General features: G+C 66.1%; 16 protein-coding genes. 13 read left to right on the forward strand and 3 right to left on the reverse strand.

Going from position 1 to position 21132, the window contains the following annotated elements:
* Nucleotides 1–82: 82 nt before the first annotated feature.
* On the forward strand, nt 83–577 hold the full coding sequence (gene ybaK / locus ACLMAJ_RS00265; protein WP_412011384.1) for a Cys-tRNA(Pro) deacylase: 495 nt from the start codon (nt 83–85) through the stop codon (nt 575–577).
* A 75-nt stretch (nt 578–652) separates the two neighbouring features.
* Complete coding sequence (locus tag ACLMAJ_RS00270; RefSeq protein ID WP_412011385.1) at nt 653–967, forward strand: hypothetical protein; 315 nt, start codon at nt 653–655, stop codon at nt 965–967.
* Nucleotides 968–1019: 52 nt separating this feature from the next.
* Here the strand turns inward: ACLMAJ_RS00270 and ACLMAJ_RS00275 are convergent, their stop codons facing one another.
* Nucleotides 1020–1829, reverse strand: coding sequence for an SOS response-associated peptidase (locus tag ACLMAJ_RS00275; RefSeq protein WP_412011386.1), 810 nt, complete (start codon nt 1827–1829; stop codon nt 1020–1022).
* 190 nt (nt 1830–2019) lie between these two features.
* Here ACLMAJ_RS00275 and ACLMAJ_RS00280 point away from each other — a divergent pair, with 190 nt between their 5' ends.
* From ACLMAJ_RS00280 to rsgA, 3 genes are all read left to right on the forward strand, one after another.
* Entirely contained in the window at nt 2020–3519 is a 1500-nt protein-coding gene (locus ACLMAJ_RS00280) for an aldehyde dehydrogenase family protein (RefSeq protein ID WP_479725023.1), read from the forward strand.
* A gap of 291 nt (nt 3520–3810) precedes the next feature.
* A complete protein-coding gene (gene aroA, locus ACLMAJ_RS00285; RefSeq protein ID WP_412011388.1) occupies nt 3811–5121 on the forward strand; it encodes a 3-phosphoshikimate 1-carboxyvinyltransferase in 1311 nt (436 codons plus the stop codon).
* The gene (gene rsgA / locus ACLMAJ_RS00290; protein WP_412011389.1) at nt 5070–6119 is read left to right on the forward strand and encodes a ribosome small subunit-dependent GTPase A; all 1050 of its coding nucleotides are present in this window, start codon (nt 5070–5072) and stop codon (nt 6117–6119) included. Before aroA ends, rsgA begins: the two co-directional genes overlap by 52 nt.
* A 39-nt stretch (nt 6120–6158) precedes the next feature.
* Here the strand turns inward: rsgA and ACLMAJ_RS00295 are convergent, their stop codons facing one another.
* Nucleotides 6159–8696: an ATP-binding protein gene (locus tag ACLMAJ_RS00295; protein ID WP_412011390.1), complete on the reverse strand. Its 2538-nt coding sequence runs from the start codon at nt 8694–8696 to the stop codon at nt 6159–6161.
* Nucleotides 8697–8962: 266 nt separating this feature from the next.
* On the opposite strand from ACLMAJ_RS00295, the gene ACLMAJ_RS00300 reads away from it, so the two are divergent.
* Both ACLMAJ_RS00300 and ACLMAJ_RS00305 read left to right on the forward strand, forming a co-directional pair.
* Nucleotides 8963–9160: a hypothetical protein gene (locus ACLMAJ_RS00300; RefSeq protein WP_412011391.1), complete on the forward strand. Its 198-nt coding sequence runs from the start codon at nt 8963–8965 to the stop codon at nt 9158–9160.
* A 51-nt stretch (nt 9161–9211) separates the two neighbouring features.
* Nucleotides 9212–10414, forward strand: a complete 1203-nt coding sequence (locus ACLMAJ_RS00305) for a styrene monooxygenase/indole monooxygenase family protein (RefSeq protein ID WP_412011392.1) — start codon at nt 9212–9214, stop codon at nt 10412–10414.
* A gap of 164 nt (nt 10415–10578) precedes the next feature.
* On the opposite strand, the gene secA is transcribed toward ACLMAJ_RS00305, so the two are convergent.
* Nucleotides 10579–13407, reverse strand: a complete 2829-nt coding sequence (gene secA / locus ACLMAJ_RS00310; protein WP_412011393.1) for a preprotein translocase subunit SecA — start codon at nt 13405–13407, stop codon at nt 10579–10581.
* Between the two features lie 689 nt (nt 13408–14096).
* Between secA and ACLMAJ_RS00315 the strand changes: the two genes are divergently transcribed.
* The 6 genes from ACLMAJ_RS00315 (at nt 14097) to bluB (ending at nt 21066) form a co-directional block, all read left to right on the forward strand.
* Nucleotides 14097–15518, forward strand: a complete 1422-nt coding sequence (locus ACLMAJ_RS00315) for a WS/DGAT/MGAT family O-acyltransferase (RefSeq protein WP_412011394.1) — start codon at nt 14097–14099, stop codon at nt 15516–15518.
* Between the two features lie 40 nt (nt 15519–15558).
* On the forward strand, nt 15559–16092 hold the full coding sequence (locus ACLMAJ_RS00320) for a DUF6912 family protein (RefSeq protein WP_412011990.1): 534 nt from the start codon (nt 15559–15561) through the stop codon (nt 16090–16092).
* Nucleotides 16093–16231: 139 nt separating this feature from the next.
* Complete coding sequence (locus tag ACLMAJ_RS00325; RefSeq protein ID WP_412011395.1) at nt 16232–17389, forward strand: ferredoxin reductase; 1158 nt, start codon at nt 16232–16234, stop codon at nt 17387–17389.
* An 80-nt stretch (nt 17390–17469) separates the two neighbouring features.
* Entirely contained in the window at nt 17470–18915 is a 1446-nt protein-coding gene (locus tag ACLMAJ_RS00330; RefSeq protein ID WP_412011396.1) for a fatty acid desaturase family protein, read from the forward strand.
* Between the two features lie 99 nt (nt 18916–19014).
* Nucleotides 19015–20262: a fatty acid desaturase family protein gene (locus tag ACLMAJ_RS00335; protein ID WP_412011397.1), complete on the forward strand. Its 1248-nt coding sequence runs from the start codon at nt 19015–19017 to the stop codon at nt 20260–20262.
* A gap of 159 nt (nt 20263–20421) precedes the next feature.
* Nucleotides 20422–21066, forward strand: coding sequence for a 5,6-dimethylbenzimidazole synthase (gene bluB / locus ACLMAJ_RS00340; RefSeq protein WP_412011991.1), 645 nt, complete (start codon nt 20422–20424; stop codon nt 21064–21066).
* Nucleotides 21067–21132 lie beyond the last annotated feature (66 nt).

Raw genomic sequence — 21132 nt, forward strand, 5'->3', positions numbered from 1 at the left:
CCCCGGCTGTGTTCCCACGGCAACGCCTCGGCATCGAAAAAGCCATGTCCACCCGTGGCGTGGCGCGGCTAGGGTGTCCGGCATGGCAGGAGCCTCGACCCCCGCGATCCGCACCCTGGCCGAGGCCGGCGTCGACCACCGGGTGCACGCCTACTCCCACGATCCGCGCGCCGATTCCTTTGGCGCCGAGGCGGTCGAGGCGCTCGCGGGACAGCTCGGCCTCGACGCCGCGCAGATCTTCAAGACCCTGGTGCTCGAGCTGTCCACGGGAACGTTGGCCGTCGCGGTGCTTCCGGTGCCGAATACGTTGTCGCTCAAGGCAGCTGCCGCGGCACTCGGCGCGCCCAAAGCCACGATGGCCGACAAGGCCAAGGCCGAGCGGGTCACCGGTTATGTGCTCGGCGGCATTTCGCCGCTCGGGCAGCGCAAGCTGCTGCCGACCGTGGTGGACGCCTCGGCGCTCACCTGGGATCGGATGCTGTGCAGTGCGGGGCGGCGTGGTCTGGAGATCGACCTCGCGCCCGCTGATCTCGTCCGGCTGACCAACGCGGTCACCGCGCCGGTCGCGTCCGTGTAATTGACGCGAATTTCGGGCTACCTGTGCGTTACTTGATGGACCCAGATTCGTCCGACCCCGAGGATGTGATGCGAAATGTCTCTGCGCACCATGATCGTCTCCCTGTTCGGTGCGCTGGTCCTAGCCCTTGGTTCGGTTGCGCTACAAGCTCCGACGGCCGCCGCCGCTCCGGACCGACCCTCGGTGACACAGATCGGCGACTTCCCGTTCGACGGGCAGGGCACCGACGACGCGCCGAGCAAAGAGGGCACCCCGAAAAAGGATGAAAGGGCCGACAAGGCCGAGAAGCTCGGCGGTGGTCTAACCACCAAGGTCATCGACCTGATCACCGGCACCATCAAGTGCGGGCTGAACATCGCGGTGCCGAGCGTCAAGTGCGGCTCGCTCTGAACCGCCGCTAGCTACACCGAACCGCCGCCGCCTACACCGACAGGCCGGGCGATCACAACAGGCTGATCTGCCCGGTCTGCTCCGCATCCGCCGAGCCACCCGAGACCTCGGCCAGCAGTTCCGGACCGTTGTTGCGCACGCTGTTGACCAGATCGGGCACCGGGCGTGCCACGATCCCGGACACCACGTCGGCGCTCGGGGTCTCGAGCAGCGTGGCAGGCGCGGGGTGATCCGGATCGAGCCAGGCGTCCCAGTGTTGCCTCGGCATCGGCAGCGGCATCCGGTCGTGGATACGCGTCAGATCGCCGACCGCGTCAGTGGTCAGAATCGTGCACGACAACAGCGGCCGGCTCTGCTCCAGCGAGCGATCGCGCCACACCGACCACAGACCGGCCATATACAGCGTGGAACCGTCAGCGGCCGACATGTAGAACGGATGCTTGGCCACCTTGCCCTTGGCGCCGCCGAGCGCATCCGGCTCGACGACCCATTCGTACCAACCATCCATCGGGACCAGGCAGCGCCGGTATTTCACGGCGTCGCGGAACGACGCGGTAGTGGCCGCCTTGTCGGCGCGGGCATTGAACAGCGGCTTGCCCTTGACCGGCACGCCGGGCTCGGCGGTCTTGGTCCACACCGGAATGAGACCCCAGCGCATCCGCCGGATCCGCAGCTGGGGATCGTCTTCGTTGTTTCCGTGCTCGTGGCGCTCTACAACGGTCAGGACCTGAGTTGTCGGCGCGACGTTGTAGTTGGTGAATCCGCCGCTGCGCGCGTCGGTGCCGGTATCTGTCTCATCGATGGCGTCCAGCTCGACGGCAAGCCGGCCGGAATCGGTGGTCGTCGCATATCGTCCGCACATATGTCGATACTCCCACCGAAGGCCGACAGAGTCGGGAACAATTAATAGGTAGTTGGTGACCTTGTGAGAGTTCTGGCATAACATTCTCTCAAGGAATGGGTGGTAACTTACGCCGCTCGTTACCGCACGCGCACCGACCGCCATATCCGGCCGCCGTTACCGGCAAGAGGAGAGACCTACCGTGACCACCATCGAGACCACCCCGGCCGCGCCCGACACGGCGCTGACGTCGGTCGACCCTGCCACGGGCGAGGTCATCGCCACGCACATCGTCGCCGACGCCGACGCGGTGCACGCGGCAGTGGCCAAGGCCCGCACCGCCGCCGCGACCTGGGGCACGTTGAGCTTCGAGCAGCGCCGCAAGCACCTGCTGCGCTGGTCGACCCAGCTGGTCACGAGCTCCGACGAATTCTGCGCGCTGATCCACAGGGAAAACGGCAAGCCGCTCGACGACGCCTTCCTCGAGCTGATGCTCGCCCTCGAACACATCGCGTGGGCCGCGAAGAACGCCAAGAAGTTCCTCTCGCCCAAGAAGATCTACCCAGGCGTGCTGATGTCGAACTTCGCCGCCCGCATCGAGCAGCGCCCGCTCGGCGTCGTCGGTGTGATCGGCCCGTGGAACTACCCGGTCTACACCCCGAACGGCTCCATCGCCTATGCGCTTGCCGCTGGTAACACCGTGGTGTTCAAGCCGAGCGAATTCTCCACCGGCATAGGCAATTTCCTCTCCGACGCGTTCAAGAAAGCCAATCCGGAACTGCCGGAGGGCGTCTTCGAGACCATCAATGGTTTCGGCGCCACCGGTGCCGCGCTGGTCACCTCCGGTGTGGACAAGCTCGCGTTCACCGGATCCACCGCGACCGGCAAGCGGATCATGGCCGCCGCCGCGGACACCCTGACCCCGGTGCTGCTGGAATGCGGCGGCAAGGACGCGGTGATCGTCGCGGGTGACGCCGACGTCAAGGCCGCCGCCGACGCGGTCGCATGGGGTGCCACCGCCAACAGCGGCCAGACCTGCGCCGGTGTGGAACGCGTGTACGTGGATCGTTCGGTGAGCGAAGCCTTCGTCGCCGAGGTCAAGCGCATCCTGACCGACATCAAGCCCGGATCCGGTACCGGCGCCTCCTATGGCCCGATGACCATGCCGAGCCAGGTCGACATCGTGCGCCGCCACATCGAGGACGCGCTGAAGAACGGCGGCACCGCCGTGCTCGGCGGACCGGAATCCGTCAAGGCCCCGTTCATCGAGCCGGTCGTGCTCGTCGACGTGGACGAGAGCTCCGAGGCGGTATGCGAGGAGACCTTCGGCCCGACCATCACCATTCGCACCGTTGACAGCGTCGACGAGGCGGTCGAACTGGCCAACAAGTCCAAATACGGCCTGTCCTCGGCGGTGTACTCGAAGAAGAACGGCCTGGAGATCGCCCGCAGGCTGCGCGTGGGCGCCACCTCGGTCAACTCGGTGCTCGCCTTCGCCGCCATCGCGGGACTGCCCTTCGGCGGCGTCGGCGAATCCGGCATCGGCCGCATCCACGGCGAGCCCGGCCTGCGCGAATTCTCCCGCCCACACGCGATTGCGGTGCAGCGCTTCGCCATCCCCGGCATGGCCCTGCTCAGCTACTCCCGCACCGACTCAACCATGAAACTGCTCCGCAAGGTGGTGCCCTTCCTGCACGGCCGCCACAAGTAAGTCGAACCGCCCTCGCCGCCGACATAAACCTGGATACCGCCCGGCCACAACGCGCCAGTCATCCGACAAGCGCTTGTGGCCGGACTTACGCGCCCACAAGGCACGACCCCGTATTCCGAGCGAAGCGAGACCGAGCACTAGAGTTCGCGGCCCGTCTCGCGTCCGAGCGGTCGAAGCGCATGCGCCGAAGGCGCGAGTCTCGACTGGTCGGAAGCGAGACCAAGGGGGCCGCGAACACGTGACGCCGCAGGCGTCGCCAAAAACACAGCCGCCCGTGTGTCTCTTGGTGCGATGGGCGAAGATGGACGAGTGAGTTTCTGGCCAGCGCCCCATGTCGATGTCCCCGTGCACGCGACCGTGACCTTGCCCGGATCTAAATCCATTACCAATCGAGCCCTGATTCTGGCCGCACTCGCCGAGGGACCCTCGACGATCACCGGTGCGCTGCGCAGCCGCGATACCAACCTGATGATCGGTGCGCTGCGCGCCATGGGCGCGGTCATCGAGGGCGACGGCGATACGTTGACCGTCACGCCCGCTCCCCTGGGCGGCGGAACCGTCGACTGCGGACTCGCGGGCACCGTGATGCGGTTTCTGCCGCCGGTGGCGGCGCTGGCGAGCGGCAATGTGGCGTTCGACGGTGATGAGCAGGCTCGCGCCAGGCCGCTGGGCACCATCCTGGACGCGCTGCGCGGGCTCGGTGCCGATATCGACGGAACCGCCATGCCGTTCACCGTGCACGGCAAGGGCGCGCTGCGTGGCGGCAACGTCACCATCGACGCGTCCGGCTCCTCGCAGTTCGTCTCGGGACTACTGCTCTCGGCGGCCCGGTTCGACGAAGGCCTGATCCTGCATCACGACGGCAAGGCACTGCCCTCGATGCCGCATATCGAGATGACCGTGGAGATGCTGCGTCGCGCCGACGTCGCGGTCGAGGCTCCCGCGGACAGCCGCAAAGCACAGACCTGGATCGTGCCGCCGGGCCCGATCCACGCGGTGGATTGGGATATCGAGCCCGATCTGTCCAATGCCACACCGTTCCTTGCCGCGGCCGCGATCACCAGCGGCGAGGTCCGGATCCCGCACTGGCCGCGGATCACCACCCAGCCCGGCGATGTGATCCGGGAAATCCTGGTCCGGATGGGCGCGGAGACGAGCCGCTTCGATGGCGTGCTCACCGTGCGAGGGCCGGAGCGGCTCGCCGGTATCGATATCGACCTGCACGACGTCGGTGAGCTGACCCCGACGGTCGCCGCCCTTGCCGCACTGGCGGATTCGCCGTCTCGACTGCGCGGCATCGCGCATCTGCGCGGCCATGAGACCGATCGCCTCGCGGCACTGTCCACCGAGATCAACCGGCTCGGCGGCAATGTCACCGAGACCGAGGACGGCCTGGAAATCACACCGGCGCCGCTGCACGGAGGCGTCTGGCACTCCTACGCCGACCACCGAATGGCAACGGCGGGAGCAATTCTCGGACTGCGGGTGCCCGGCATCGAGATCGAAGACATCGGCACGACGGCGAAGACGTTGCCGGGGTTCGTGTCGCTGTGGGAACAGATGCTCGATCCGACGCTCTCCAGCCAGGGAGTGACGCACTGAAGCGTCGCGAATACGACGAATCCGACGTCCGGGTGCGCCCGGGTCGGGCTTCGCGGCCTCGAACGAAAACCCGTCCGCAACACAATGATGCGGAATCGGCGATGGTTGTCGCGGTGGACCGCGGACGGTGGGGTTGTGTGCTCGGCGGCGACCCGAACCGCCCGATCGTCGCCATGCGCGCACGCGAACTCGGCCGGACACCGATCGTGGTCGGCGACCTGGTCGACGTGGTCGGCGACGTGTCGGGCAAGACCGACAGCCTCGCCAGAATCGTCCGGGTCACCGATCGCCGAACGGTGTTGCGCCGCACCGCCGATGACACCGATCCTTTCGAGCGGATCGTGGTCGGCAATGCCGAACAGCTGTTCATCGTTGTCGCCCTCGCCGACCCGCCGCCGCGCACCGGTTTCGTGGAGCGCGCCATGGTCGCCGCGTATGCCGGTGGGCTGCAACCGATTCTGTGCCTGACCAAACACGATCTGGACGCCGAATCCGAATTCGCCTCGCTCTTCGACGGTCTCGACCTCACGATCGTCTACGGCGGCATCGATGACGCGCTCGAGCCGGTCAACGAGCTGCTCGACGGCCGCCTCACCGCACTCATCGGGCACTCGGGAGTCGGCAAGTCGACGTTGGTGAATCGTCTTGTCCCTGACGCGTATCGCGCCGTGGGTGTGGTCTCCGGCGTCGGCAAGGGACGGCACACCTCGACCCAATCCGTCGCGCTGCCGCTGCCCGCGGGCGGCTGGGTGATCGACACCCCCGGCATCCGCTCCTTCGGCCTTGCGCACATCGGGCCCGACGATGTGGTCGCCGCCTTCAGCGACCTCGCCGCGGCAATCGAGGACTGTCCACGCGGCTGCACCCACCTCGGTCCGCCCACCGACCCTGAATGCGCCTTGGACAAACTTCCCGGCAAGGAGCGGCGTGTGGCCGCGATCCGCCTGCTACTCACCGCCCTGAACTCGAACGACTCCTGGACAACCCCCAGAGATTGACCGCGGTATCCAACAGGATTGTGTTGATCCCGTGCACGATCAGCGGCGTGGCCTTTTTTCGGATTCCCGCACGGCCCGATCCCGCTGATCAGCGGGAAGCAGCGGGAGGATTTCGGTGCGGGAACTGATCATCAGCTTATGCAGCACCGTAGCGACTTGGGTATCCACGGTTCGGTAGGAACTGCCGCGGCGGGTCGCGATCGCCGCGTTGGTCCATCCCGCCGCGGCCAGTACGGCAACGTGCTGCTCGGCGGCGGAGAGGTCCTGCCACGGCGAAGGACGGTCCTGCCGGGCGGGGTGGTCCGCAGGCAACCGGTCGAGAGACAGCGTTCCCAGTGCGAGCCGTGCCGCCTCTTCCAGCGCCGGACGCACCAGCCGACCCTCTCGTTCCGCGCTGTCGAAGGCATGCTCGCCGAGCGCGTTTTGCGCTATCTGGATCGCCTTCTCGGTTTCTGCCGCGAAGGGCACGAGGTTGGCCAGGTCGACACCGATCTGCTCGCGCAAAGCCGTGCCCGCTCCACTCAACCAGGCGATTTCCCGTGCCCAGTTCTCGACGGAATCCGAATCTCCGCCCGGCGCTGCGGCCTGGTCGACGATCATCCGGGCCAGCGTCCAGCCGCGAATGTGCACCGCCCACACCACGCCCCACTGATCTCGCATCCCGATCTGCCAGGTCAGGGCCTTGTGACCGATAGCGGCGGCCTGATCGGGATCTCCGTGCCTTGTCAATGCAATCGCCCGGGCCAGCTCGGCCCACGATGTCGCCCACTGCGGTCCGGATCGACCGATGGTGCCGAGATGCCGATGCGTGACATCGAGCGCCTGCTCGGCAGTGCCATAGAAGGCGGCGGCCAGCGACTCGAACAGCTCGCTCATCGTGGCGCCGCCGAGGTCAGCGGCTGCTGTGAATTTCTCGCGGGCACGCGACAGCACCGTCAGCGCGCGGACATCGCCATGCGTAAGTAGCAATGTGCTGCCCCATAAGAACTCCACCGAGGCCGGCAGCCCGAGATCGACCGTCGGATCCTGCCGCCACGCAGCCTGAGCACCAGGGTCTGCGACGCAGACGCGCACGCATTCGTCCAGCATGCGCTCGGCATCGTCGGGTAGGCCCTGGCACAGCGAAACCCAGCCTATGAGAGCCATCGCCGATACCTGGAGCTCGAGCGGCCCGAGCCCGGCCGCTCGGGTGGCCGCCAGTGTTCGCTCGGCCAATTGCCGGGACTCACGCAGCGAGCCCTGTAGAAACGGGATACGCAATGCGATGAGTCCGGTGGCGATCTCGAGGCCGTCCACCGCCTGTCCCGGCTCGGCCAGACTGCTATCGATGGCACACCGCAGGTTGGCATTGGCCGCGCGGGCCCAGTTCAGCAGCTGCTGTTCGCGCGTACTCGCCCAGCCGGCTCCGGCCTCGATGACCTTGTCCCGGTAGTAGCGGCGGTGCCGGGCGGACAGCCGTGCCCACTCACCGTCCGCCCGCTCGCTCGAGCGCTGCTTGGCAAAGACCCGGAAGCTCTCGAGCAGCGAATACCGCGCCACGTCGGCACCGAGATGGATCAGTACCAAAGACCGATCCACCAGGCGCTCCAGTAGTCCCTCGATCTCCTCCGACGGGAGACCGTCCGCCTCGGTGTCGGCGCACACCGCTTCGATCGCTTCCAGGTCGGCCCCCACATCGAGGGCCGAAATGCTGTCCGTGTCATCCGGATTGATGTCGTATCCCGCGGCGAACACCGACATTCTCTCGAAGAGCAGGCGTTCTTTCGGGCCGCACAGATCGAACGACCACGCGATGACATCGCCGATACCCCGATGCCGTTCCTCGGTACCGACCCGGGGGCCGGGAGACCAACGCAACCGGCGATCGGCGCCCTCGCCGTTGAGGTCGCGCAGGATCAGCGACAGCGGCTGATACCGCAGCCTGGCAGCGGCCAGTTGAATGTGCAGCGGATGATTGTGCACGTGTCGGCAGATCGCCTCCGCCACTGCCACTTGGTCGTCTCCGATGATGTGACCGGTCAGCGAGGCGCGCTGACGGAACAGTGCAAGCGCCTGGGTGTGCGACAGCGGCGGGATCTGAACCAACTGTTCGTCGATCCATCCGATCGCCTCGCGGCTGGTCGCAAGCACAGTCAGGCCGGGCACCGCGTCGAGCATTGCGCTGATGACCGCACCGGCCCCGTCCAGCACGTGCTCGCAATTGTCCATCACCAGTACGGTTTGCCCACCACGGCCGACGGTGTCCGAGCGACCGAGTGAATCGATCAGAGCCTGCCACGCCGATCGGCCGGAGAAGTCACCGTCGACCACCGATCGCACGACCTCTTCCTCGACCGCAGCGGCATCGGCGCCCTTGGTCAGCCGCGCGAGGCGCACCCAGTGGACCGGAACCCGCTGCGTCTTCCGGAGCCGGTGTCCTACCACCGCGGCAAGCCTGGTCTTCCCGATTCCGCCCGAACCGATCAACGTGAGCAGGCGGGCGGGGCCGAGTAGCAGCGTCACGATCCGCTCGAGTTCACGCTCTCTACCGACAAAATCATTGATGGCTGGTTGAGCTCCAGCGCCCGGCCCCAACATGTCCGTGCAGCATACCTGCTGGTCGCGCCGCGGGCACCTCAAACTCGACGTGCGCGAAACGGTGATCGTCGCCGGACCACCTACGTACGTTCGACGGTCGACCGTCAGTAGCCGTTTCGGACATTTACCGATGTTTCCGACGCACCTATTGGGCGACTGTTGGAGATTCACCGGTGTGGCGACCATCACCAGGTACGCGCCGTGTGAAGACAAGCCCGACACATCGTCGGAGAACAGCGAAATGCCTGCAGAAGGACCCCGGCGAGGTGCGTGAACAGGAAACCGACTCGTGTCATATCCACGTGCGATTCACCAGTTCGGTGGTCGAGTTCGACTATCAGGACGACAGCGCGATCGCCGTCCGGTTCGCCGCGGCGGCGGCTGGAACCGGGGCAATCGTGACGATCGACGATGACCTGTGGGAGAACTTACCGCCGCTACCGTGTCGGCGGCTGTGGACATGACGTGCCTGTCGTCACGACCACGAACCAAATCGGTAGTAAAAAGGAGTCAACGTGAAACACGTGCAGGTATTGGGCGCTGGTGAATGTGGTCTGCCCTTGGCCCGTCGGTTGCTCGACGGCGGCATGCCGGTCACTCTCGTCGCCGACCGCAGCGCCGAGGCAATCCTGTCCGGCTCGGTGACAAGCACGCAGGTCAAGTTTCCGTACACACTGGATCTCGAAGCGGCGGCGGGCCTGGGGCATTGGCGCTCGACCGCCCCTGAGATCAAGGGCATCCGATTCAACCTGGTTGTCGAGCGAAACGCGATTGCCGGGTGGTCGGGGCACTTCGGTCGGCCCGCGCAGAGTGTCGACCAGCGGACGGTATTCGCCAGGTGGATCACGGATTTCCTCGCCGCGGGTGGAGATCTGCAGATCACCGACCTTTCGCTGGAAGACGTCGACCGAAGGGCCGCAGAATATGATCTGACGGTCGTCACCAGGGCCTCGCGCGACCTCGCGGCATGTTTTCCGGACGACCCGGCGTGGACGGTGCCTGCCGCGCCGCAACGTCAGCTTTCGGTGCTGTACCTGGATGGTGTCCAGCCCGAACAGGATGACCTCGGAACGTATGTGGCGCTTCCCGAACTCGGTGAGTTGGTCTCCTATCCCGGGCTGACCGGACAGCCCGGGCGCGAGCGGCGGTGCGAGATGCTGCTTTTCGCGGCCAAGCCAGGGCGCGAACTCGATGTCTTCAGCCCGTTGAGCACGTCGGTCGAACGCCTGCGGCAGACCAAAGAACTGCTGGAGCGCTATCTGCCGGCAGCGTTCGCCGATCGCTATCGCGATGCCGAGCTGACCGACAGCGGGGCCACCCTTGTCGGCGGGGTGACTCCGGTGATGCGCCAGCCGATCGGCACCCTGCCGTCCGGCCGACTGGTGCTCGGCGGCGCCGATATCGTGTGCCGGATGGATCCGAGCGGCGCGCAGGGCGCGAACAACGCCGTCCATTGCGGAATCCACTACGGCAATACGATTCTGGACAACCCCGACGGCCCGTACGACCGTGACTGGATGCACGCGACCGCGGCGCCATGGCTCGCCGACATCGCCCATCCGGCCGCGCGCTGGACGACGGCTCTGCTCGATCCACCGCCTGCGATGCAGAGGCTGATGCTCACCGCGGCACTGGAGGTCGCACTGGCCGACAGCTTCGCGGACACCTTCGCTCGGCCCGCCAACATGTCCACTTTCCTCGCCGGGGCCGAATCCTGAGGATGCGTGGCGAACACCGCAAGCACTGGATCCGCCTCGGCCGGTGACGCCGAGAGCCGAAGAGACGTTCACCGATGTGCTGCCGGGCCCGATACTACGAAGGCGCCCATGGACCGATGTCCATGGGCGCCTTCGTCGTTCGACTCAGTACCGGGCTATGACCCTCAGTGCCTGCGGCGCGTCTTCGGTGCGCGCTTCGGCCTGTCCTGACCGCGGGCCGCTTCGCGGCGTTCGCGGCGGGTGGTGCCGTCGCCGTACTCTTCGGCGTCGTTGTGCACCTCGGTGTGGCCGTCCTCGGTGGGGCCCGAATAGTGGAAGCCGCGGGGGCCGGAGTCATCAATGCCCTTGGCGCGCAACGCGGCAGGTGCACCGTTGGCGGGCGGGGCCTCCTGGGTCGGCAGCGGACGGGGTGCCGACATGGCACCCACCGGGGAGCGCAAGCCCGTATCGACCGAAACACCCTCGGGCTGTGGCTGCTGGACCTCGACCTGCAGGTTGAACAGGAAGCCGACCGACTCCTCCTTCAAGCCCTCGAGCATCGCGGCGAACATGTCGAAGCCCTCGCGCTGGTATTCGACGAGCGGATCGCGCTGCGCCATCGCGCGCAGGCCGATGCCCTCCTTGAGGTAGTCCATCTCGTAGAGGTGCTCGCGCCACTTACGGTCGAGCACCGAAAGCAGCACCTGGCGTTCGAGATTGCGCATGCTGCCCTCGCCCGCGATGCCGTCGATCTCTTCTTCGCGCTTCTGGTAGGCGTCGTGCGCGTCGTCGAGCAGCGCCTCGGCCAGCTCCTCCTTGGACAGGTCACCGGCCTCGCCGACCGTGGTCTCGCCGGTCAGTGCCTTGTAGTCGATGTGCACCGGGTACAGCGTCTTCAACGCCGCCCACAGCTTGTCCAGATCCCAGTCCTCCACGTACCCCTCGGCGGTGGCGCCGTCGACATAGGCGGTGACCACGTCGGTGATCATGCTCTCGACCTGGCCCTCCATGTCCTCACCACGCAGGATCCTGTTGCGCTCGCCGTAGATGATGGTGCGCTGCTGATTCATCACCTCGTCGTACTTGAGCACGTTCTTGCGGATCTCGAAGTTCTGCTGCTCGACCTGCGTCTGCGCGCTCTTGATGGCCTTGGAGACCATCTTCGCCTCGATCGGCACATCGTCGGGCAGATTCAGCCTGGTCATGATCGATTCCAGCGCCGCACCGTTGAAGCGGCGCATCAGCTCGTCGCCGAGGGACAGGTAGAACCGGGATTCGCCAGGGTCACCCTGACGGCCGGAACGACCGCGCAGCTGGTTGTCGATGCGGCGCGATTCGTGCCGTTCGGTGCCGAGCACATACAGGCCGCCCGCATCGCGCACCGCCTCTGCGTCCTCGGCGGTCGTCTCCTTGACCCGCTTGAGCGTCGGCAGCCACGCGGCCTGGTACTCGTCCGGTGTCTCGACCGGATCCAGGCCCTCCTTGCGCAGGATGATGTCGGTGATGATGTCCGGGTTGCCGCCGAGCACGACGTCGGTGCCACGACCGGCCATATTGGTCGCCACGGTGACCGCGCCCGGCCGACCGGCCTCGGCGATGATCTCGGCTTCCTTCTCGTGGAACTTCGCGTTCAGCACGTTATGCGGGATGCCGCGCTTGACGAACTGCTTGGACAGGTACTCCGAGCGCTCGACGCTGGTGGTACCGATCAGCACCGGCTGACCCTTTTCGTGCCGCTCGATGACGTCGTCCACGACGGCGGCGAACTTGGCCTCTTCGGTCTTGTAGATCAGGTCCGACTGGTCCGCACGGATCATCGGCTTGTTCGTCGGGATCGGCACCACGCCGAGGGCGTAGATCGAGTGCAGCTCGGCCGCTTCGGTTTCGGCGGTACCGGTCATGCCCGAGAGCTTGTCGTAGAGGCGGAAGTAGTTCTGCAGCGTGATCGTGGCCAGGGTCTGGTTCTCCGGCTGGATCTCGACGCCTTCCTTGGCCTCGATCGCCTGGTGCATGCCCTCGTTGTAGCGGCGCCCGACCAGGATGCGTCCGGTGAACTCGTCGACGATGATGACCTCGCCGTCGCGGACGATGTAATCCTTGTCGCGCGAGTAGAGTTCCTTGGCCTTTATGGCGTTGTTCACGTAGCTGACCAGCGGCGAGTTGGCTGCCTCGTAGAGGTTGTCGATGCCGAGCTGGTCCTCGATGAACTCGACGCCGGCCTCGTGCACGCCGATGGTGCGCTTCTTGATGTCGACCTCGTAATGCAGGTCCTTCTTCAGCAGCGGCGCGATGCGCGCGAATTCGGCGTACCACTTGCTGGAAGCGTCCGCGGGGCCCGAGATGATCAGCGGAGTGCGCGCTTCGTCGATGAGGATGGAGTCGACCTCATCGACGACGGCGAAGTTGTGCCCGCGCTGCACCAGGTCGTCGAGCGAGTGCGTCATGTTGTCGCGCAGGTAGTCGAAGCCGAACTCGTTGTTGGTGCCGTAGGTGATGTCGGCGTTGTAGGACACGCGCCGCTGCGCGGGGGTCATACCGGACAGGATCACCCCGACCTCGAGGCCGAGGAAACGGTGCACGCGGCCCATCCACTCGGAGTCGCGCTTGGCGAGGTAGTCGTTGGTGGTGACGATGTGGACGCCGTCACCACTGAGCGCGTTCAGGTAAGCGGCGAGCACCGAGGTGAGCGTCTTGCCCTCACCGGTCTTCATCTCCGAGATATTGCCGAGGTGCAGCGAGGCGGCGCCCATCACCTGCACCTTGTACGGCTTCTGGTTCAGCACGCGCCAAGATGCTTCCCTGGCCACCGCGAACGCCTCGAGCAGCAGATCGTCCAGCGATTCGCCCTCTGCGTAGCGCTCACGGAACTCGTCTGTCTTCGCGCGCAGCTCGACATCGGTGAGGTCCTCGATCTCGGGCCCGAACGAGAGGACCTCATCGGCGAGATGGGCGAGCCGCTTGACCGTGCGGCCCTCACCAATCCGTAGCAACCTCGTCAGTGTCAGCGCAGGCACGGGTCTCGTCAGTCCTCTGGTCGGTGTGTCATCGTATTGTCGGCCCCGCCCGCGTCGGGCCGGTGCGCGGAGCCCTTTCGGGCCGGTGCGCACGAGCCCGTCGGGTATGACGGAATCCGCAGCACGCTTCATGGTAATGCGGCACCCATGGTAGGCGTCGACGAGCAGCGTTTGTGCTGACTCACCCCGGCCCCGCCATGTGGTCCCGCCCGTTACTTGTCACCGTACCCGCCGGACGGGACGCTCCCCAGGCACGGTCGGGTAGCACGGCTGGTCGAAGGTGCGCGTGCCGGCGAGCGCTCCATGGCGCGGTCTCAGCGAACTTTCAGCGAATCGAATTGCACCGGAACCTGTTTCGCCTTCGGTGTCCTACCGTTCGAGGCGTCTATCGTCCGTGCTCGCCGATCACTTCTGTGCTGGTCTGCCCGCTACGAGGCGACATACGAAGACGGCGGGGCAGCGCGGCTCGTCCGGAGCAGGCGAGAGTGGCGACCGCCCACCGTGCACGACACTTCCCCCTGTGATCGAATCGAGTTCCCCGGGCTCGGATCGGCGAATTCTGTCACGGATCCGAGCAGGGTAAAAGGGGTGTGCCGGTATCGCTGGATATGCCATAGGGGAAGGGGCGAACCGTTGTGGGAGAGCACACTGGACGTAGTCGCAAGGCATCGGAAGGAGCACCTGGCAGCGTGATCACGACATTGACGCCGCAGGACGCGTCGTTCTATCGGCTCGAGTCGAGTAGCAATCCGATCCACATCGGCTCTCTCGCGATCGTCGGAAGCACCGACCCGGCACCCGAGTCCGGGGAACCCGCACTCGACTACGACCGGCTGGTCGATCTCGTCGAGGCCAGGCTCTCGCTGGTCCCGCGCTATCGGCGCAAGGTGCGCGAGATACCGTTCGCGCTCGGCCGGCCGGTCTGGGTGGAGGACAGCGCCTTCGACATCACCTACCACGTTCGGCGTTCGGCACTACCCGATCCAGGCACCGACGAGCAGCTGCACGACCTGGTCGCGCGGCTTGCTTCGCGCCCGCTCGACCAGAGCAGGCCGCTGTGGGAGATGTACCTGATCGAGGGGCTGGCCGACGGCCGGACCGCGATCTTCACCAAAACGCATTCGGCGCTCGTCGACGGGGAGACCGCGCTGGAGATCGGGCATGTCATCCTCGATAGCAGCGCCTCCCCACGCGGCTTCGCCGACGGTGCCTGGAACGCGCCGCGCGAACCCAACGAGGTGGAGCTGTTCCTCGGCGCGGTGACCTACCTCGCCGCGCAACCGCGCGAGGCGCTGGAGGTGTTCCGGCACGCGAGTGCCGGCGCATTCGCGGTGATCGGCACGGCGGGCCGGGCGGTCGACTCGGTGGTGTCGGCGGTACGCGCGGCGACAACCGGTGCGCCCGATAGTCCGCTCAACGCCAAGACCTCCCGCAATCGCCGCTTGGCCGTTGTCCAGACAGATCTCGATGACTACCGCAAGATCCGCGAGCGCTTCGGATGCTCGACCAACGACGCGATCCTCGCGGTCGTCACCGGGGCTCTTCGCAACTGGCTGCTCTCCCGCGGCGAGGCGCTCATCGAGTCGACTGTGCTGCGCGCGGTGGTGCCGATGTCGGTCTATGTCGAGGACGCGGACGGCCTTGCGCCGCAACCCGTCAGCGAGGTGTCTTCCTTCCTGATCGATCTGCCGGTCGGCGAACCCAATCCGGTGATGCGGCTGTCGCACATTTCGCACGCGACCGAGGCCAACAGCAAACAACGGCGCAGTGTGCGTGCACGCACACTGGTGCACCTGGCCGGGTTCGCACCAGCGAGCCTGCATGCGATGAGTGTGCGTGCGGCGAGTACGTTCGCAGAGCACACGTTCAATTTGGTGATCACCAACGCGCCGGGACCGCAGACGCCGATGTTCATCGGTGGAGCGCGGATGCTGGAGATGTATCCGGTGTCGCCGCTGCTGCGCAACCAGGCCTCGAGTATCGGGATCACGTCCTATGACGGGCGCGTCTTCTACGGGCTCAATGCCGACCGCGACGCGATGGCCGACATCGGCGTGCTCGCCGCGTCGGTGCACGAGTCCATGGAGGAGATGCTCGGTGCCTGTATCTGACCAGAACAAGCTGCGGGTCTATATACCCGTGACGGTGCCGATGCTGCGCGAACTGGTGGCCAACCGGGAGCTGAGCGCGGTCAGCGGCACCGCCTTCGCGGTAACGCCCGCGCTTCGCGAGGCATACGCCTCCGGCGACGACGACGAACTTGCCGAGGTCGCGATGGGCGAGGCCGCCCGCGCTTCGCTGCGGCTGCTCGCCGCCGAACGCGACGAGGTCGCCGAAACCACCGACAACGACCCCGCCGCCGATGACGCCGAGCCGACGGCCGCGCACAGCCACAGCCCGGTGTATCGGCGCGCGGTGCTCGCCGCCGACGTGACAGGCACGAAGCTGCGCTCCGACCTCGACGACGCGGTCGTGCGCTTGGCGGGCCCGATCACCTACGACCAGATCGCATCGGTGCACGTCGACCTCGCCGAGGCCGAGCCGCAGGTCGCCAAGGCCGTTGATGTGGTCGACGCCGCCGACCTCGGCGATACCGATGCGGAGTTCGTGCTCGGCGACGCAGAGGACCACCAGCTGGCCTGGTACGGCGCTCAGGAGCTCCCCTTCTTGCTCGAATTACTGTGAGCGACACCTTCGTGGGGAACCCGCGCAGGTAGGTCGCATATCCGAACCTGCGAGTCCCCCCACGAACCTACGATGCCGTAACCTGACAGCGAAGGCGGCCGTGACAGCGGCTGCTATGACAGGGAGACGAACGGCAGCGATGGTCTTGAAAAAAGGGGGATTCTCGGTGCGGGGTGTTCGGGAGTGGCTGGAGGCACCGGCCGCCGATGTCGCCGAGCGCGGTGGGCGGCTGAATGTGCTGCGCGGCGCCGTCGCTAGAGTCACCACCCCACTGCTGCCGGATGACTACCTGCATCTGGCAAACCCGCTGTGGTCGGCACGCGAGCTGCGCGGGCGAATTGTCGAGGTACGCAAGGAAACCGCCGATTCGGCCACCCTGGTCATCAAGCCGGGCTGGGGGTTCGATTGGAAGTACGAACCCGGTCAATACATCGGCATCGGCATCCTGGTCGAGGGGCGCTGGCATTGGCGGTCGTACTCGCTCACCTGCCCGCCGAACTGGACCGACCCCGAGCACGGCAGCAAGCGGCTGATCTCTATCGCGGTCAAGGCCATGCCGGAGGGATTCCTCTCCAGCCACCTGGTCAGCGGCGTCGCTGCGGGCACAATCGTGCGCCTCGCCGCGCCACAGGGCGGATTCATCCTGCCCTTCCCGCCGCCGGAAAAGGTGCTCTTCCTCACCGCGGGCAGCGGCATCACCCCGGTCATGTCGATGCTGCGGGCGATGGACCGGCGCGACAGGGTGAGCGACGTCGTGCACGTCCATTCCGCGCGAACCGACGACGACGTGATGTTCGGCGCCGAACTGCGCGATATGCACGATCGACACCCGAGCTTCTCCTCGCACGTGCAGCTCACCAGCGAGCAGGGCAAGTTCTCGCTCACGCGGCTCGACGAGCACTTCCCCGATTGGCGCGAGCGCCAGACCTGGGCCTGCGGTCCAGCGGGAATGCTCGACGAGATCGAGCACCACTGGCGCGACGCGGGCATCGCCGACAAGCTGCATGTGGAGCGATTCGAGATCGAGCGGTCCGCGGTCGGTGAGGGCGGTACCGTCACGTTCGGGAAATCCGAGCGCAGCGCGGAGGTCGACGGCGCGACCAGCCTGTTGGAGGCGGGTGAGTCGGCTGGGGTACAGATGCCCTTCGGCTGCCGGATGGGTATCTGTCAAACCTGCGTGGTGACAATAACTTCCGGACATACACGCGATTTGCGCAACGGCGACGAGCGCCGCGAGGGCGACAAGGTGCAGACCTGCATCTCGGCCGCGGCGGGCGACTGCACACTCGACGTGTGACGACGGGCACCGCGAGCGCACCGTAACCGGAGCAGCCGCCAGGTACCCTCGAGGTAATTCCAAGCAGCGAAAGGACCCCGGTGGCTATCACCGACATCAAGGCGTTCGCCCATCTCACGGCGGCGGACATCGAAACACTGGGGCAGGAGCTCGACTCGATACGCCGCTCGGTGGAACTGTCGCGCGGTGAACGAGACGCGAAATACATCCGTCGCACCATTGCCGCACAGCGGGCACTCGAAGTTGCGGGGCGCGCGATGCTCTTCGGCAGCCGCAAGCGCTGGGCCTGGGTCGGCGGTACCGCGCTGCTCTCGGTCGCGAAGATCATCGAGAACATGGAGCTCGCGCACAACATCAGCCACGGGCAGTGGGACTGGATGAACGACCCGGAGATCCACTCCAGCACCTGGGAGTGGGATCAAACCGGGCCATCGTCGCAGTGGCGGCGGGCGCACAACTACTCCCACCACACCTATACCAACGTGCTCGGCAAGGACGAGGATCTCGGCTTCGGCATCCTGCGGATGACCCGTGACGAAGAGTGGCGGCCGATCCACCTGGTCCAGCCGCTCGCCAACGTCCTGCTCGCCGCGACCTTCGAGTGGGGCATCGCGCTGCACGACTGGGAGATCGAGAAGGAACTCACCGGCGCGCCGCGGGATCTGATGTCGGAGCCGAACAAGGAGTTCGGCCGCAAGATCGCCCGCCAGGTGGCCAAGGACTTCGTGTTCTACCCCGCGCTGACCGGCCCCGCGTGGAAGAGCACGCTGAAGGCGAACGCGACGGCCAACTTCGTGCGCAACCTGTGGGCCTATGCCGTCATCTTCTGCGGCCACTTCCCCGACGGCGCCGAGAAATTCACCGTCGAGCAGCTCGAGGGCGAGACCAGCGGCGAATGGTATCTGCGCCAGATGCTCGGCAGCGCCAACTTCAAGGCCGGACCGGCGATGGCGTTCATGAGCGGCAACCTCTGCTACCAGATCGAGCACCATCTGTTCCCCGACTTGCCGAGCAATCGGTACTCGGAGGTCGCGGTGCGGGTGCGCGAGCTGTGCGACAAGTACGACTTGCCTTACACCACAGGCTCGCTCGGCAAGCAATACCTGCTCGCCTTCCGGACTATTCACAAGCTCGCGCTGCCGGATCGGTTCCTGCGGCGCACGGCCGACGATGCACCCGAGACCTCCTCCGAGCGCAAGTTCGCGGGTATCACCCTGCCCTCGCTACCCACCACCGACCGTTGGTCGGAGACCACGGACCGCTGGTCGGAGACGACCGAGCGATGGTCGGAGACTTGGGCGGAGACCCACATCCTGCCGGTAGATCCGGCGACCGGCCGCAGGTACGGACTGCGCTCGGCCATGCGCGAGGCCAAGATCGTGCTCCAAGAGAAGGCCAGGCACGAGAAGGAAGTGCTGCGCGAGGCCAAGCAGGCGCTACAGGAAAAGGCCCGTCAGGAACAGGCGACGCTGCGTCGGAAAGCCGTGCGTGAGCGGGCATTACGCCGGATTCGACGAACGCGTTAACATAGCAGCCCCCGGCCGCATTCGCAATGGGGGATTTGCCACATCTCGGCATTGCCCCCTGTAACCTACGGTCACGTAACTTACGGTACTGTAACCGCCATGGCGATCTCGGATGTCAAGGAATACGCGCACCTCACCGAAGCCGACGTAGAAGCGCTCGGTGCGGAATTCGACGCGATCCGCCGTGATATCGAATCCTCGCGCGGCGTGCGCGACGCAAAGTACATCCGCAATGTCATCCGGCTACAGCGTGCGCTCGAAATCAGTGGTCGCGCCGTGCTGTTCGCCAGCTGCCTGCCGCCTGCCTGGCTGGCGGGCGTCGCACTGCTCGGCTCCGCCAAGATCATCGAGAACATGGAGATCGGGCACAACGTCATGCACGGCCAGTGGGACTGGATGAACGATCCCGAGGTCCACTCCAGCACCTGGGAGTGGGACAACACGGGGCCGTCCAAGCACTGGAAGCAGACGCACAACTATTTGCACCACAAGTACACCAACGTGCTCGGCATGGACGACGACATCGGCTACGGACTGCTGCGCGTCACCCGCGACCAGCGCTGGAAGCCGTTCAATATCGGCAACCCCGTCTACAACCTGTTCCTGCAGCTGTTCTTCGAATACGGCGTCGCGGTCCAGCATCTCGAGCTCGGCAAGGTGAGTCGCTACAAAGAGGGCTCACCCGAGCGGGCCGCGTTCGAGGTCAAGCGCCGCGAGGTGCTGCTGAAGATCGGCAAGCAGGTCGGCAAGGACTACCTGCTGTTCCCGCTGCTGACCGGGCCCGCGTTCCTCTCGACGCTGACCGCGAATATCGCCGCCAATATGGTTCGCAATGTCTGGACCAACGCGGTGATCTTCTGCGGCCACTTCCCCGACGGCGCCGAGAAGTTCACCAAGGCCGACATCGACGGCGAATCCAAGGGCCAGTGGTACCTGCGCCAGATGCTCGGCAGCGCGAATATCTCCGGCGGCCCCCTCACCCACTTCATGTCCGGCAACCTGAGTCACCAGATCGAACACCACCTGTTCCCGGACCTGCCGAGCAACCGGTACCTCGAGATCGCGGTGAAGGTGCGCGCACTGGCCGAGAAGTACGACCTGCCCTACACCACCGGCTCGCTTCCGGTGCAGTACTTCAAAGCCTGGCGGACGATCGCGAAGCTCGCGCTGCCGAACAAGTACCTGCGCGCGACCGCCGACGATGCCCCGGAGACCGCTTCGGAGCGCAAATTCGAAGGCGCCACCATGCCGAGCTTCGACCCCGCGACCGGCAAGCGTCGTGGTCTGCGCACCGCACTGACCGAGAGCCGTCGCCGCTTCGTCCGCCGTTCCGTGTCGATCGGCTGAGCCTTGGGCGCATCCCGTCGCGCTTCCATATCCGTCACATGATTTCGTACGTATATGGGTAACTCGCCGGGTACGTCCAAAAATGAGCATGAACCTCGACCATCGGCCCGCGACGAGAGCCCCGCGACACCGGCTGCCGCGCTGAGCGGTGATCGAGCGCTGAGCGTTTACGACGCCATTCGGTTACGGCGCGATGTACGTGCCGAATTCACCGGCGTGGTCGTCGACGACGCCGCGCTATGGCGCATTCTCCAGGCCGCCCATCGCGCACCCAGTGTCGGCAACTCGCAACCATGGGACTTCGTGGTCGTTCGTGAACCGGCGACCTTGCGGAAGTTCGCCGACCATGTCGCGGACAAGCGCACCGAGTTCCGTGCCGGACTACCGCCGGAGCGGGCCGCGACCTTCGAGCCGATCAAGATCGAGGGCATTACCGAGAGCGGCACCGGCATCGTGGTCACCTACGACCACGAACGCGGCGGCCCACAGGTGCTCGGTCGTGCCACCGTCCCCGAAACCGGTATCTACTCGGCCGTTCTCGCGATTCAGAACCTCTGGCTCGCCGCCACCGCCGAACACATCGGCGTCGGCTGGGTTTCCTTCTACGATGCGGATTTCCTGACCGACCTTGTCGGCCTGCCAGCGGGCATCCGACCGGTGGCATGGCTCTGTGTCGGCCCGGTCGACGAATTCCAGCACATCCCCGATCTGGAACGCTTCGGATGGCGCAGCGGTCGCCCGCTCGCCGACGCCGTCCACCACGAATCCTTCCGAGCCGCAACAGCGGCGTCGACCGCACCCTGACCGAACACCCGGCCGCGGGCACCTCGCGCGCCGGGTGCCCGGTCGGACACCGGTTCCGCCCGAAGC

It is taken from the genome of Nocardia arseniciresistens (genome assembly GCF_046764875.1).
GTDB classification, from domain to species: domain Bacteria; phylum Actinomycetota; class Actinomycetes; order Mycobacteriales; family Mycobacteriaceae; genus Nocardia; species Nocardia arseniciresistens.

Coding starts and splice junctions, on each gene's coding strand:
- ybaK (WP_412011384.1), top strand. CDS start 83: ATGGCAGGAGCCTCGACCCCCGCGATCCGCACCCTGGCCGAGGCCGGC.
- ACLMAJ_RS00270 (WP_412011385.1), top strand. CDS start 653: ATGTCTCTGCGCACCATGATCGTCTCCCTGTTCGGTGCGCTGGTCCTA.
- ACLMAJ_RS00275 (WP_412011386.1), bottom strand. CDS start 1,829: ATGTGCGGACGATATGCGACGACCACCGATTCCGGCCGGCTTGCCGTC.
- aroA (WP_412011388.1), top strand. CDS start 3,811: ATGGGCGAAGATGGACGAGTGAGTTTCTGGCCAGCGCCCCATGTCGAT.
- ACLMAJ_RS00295 (WP_412011390.1), bottom strand. CDS start 8,696: ATGTTGGGGCCGGGCGCTGGAGCTCAACCAGCCATCAATGATTTTGTC.
- ACLMAJ_RS00320 (WP_412011990.1), top strand. CDS start 15,559: ATGCTGCGCGAACTGGTGGCCAACCGGGAGCTGAGCGCGGTCAGCGGC.
- ACLMAJ_RS00325 (WP_412011395.1), top strand. CDS start 16,232: ATGGTCTTGAAAAAAGGGGGATTCTCGGTGCGGGGTGTTCGGGAGTGG.
- ACLMAJ_RS00335 (WP_412011397.1), top strand. CDS start 19,015: ATGGCGATCTCGGATGTCAAGGAATACGCGCACCTCACCGAAGCCGAC.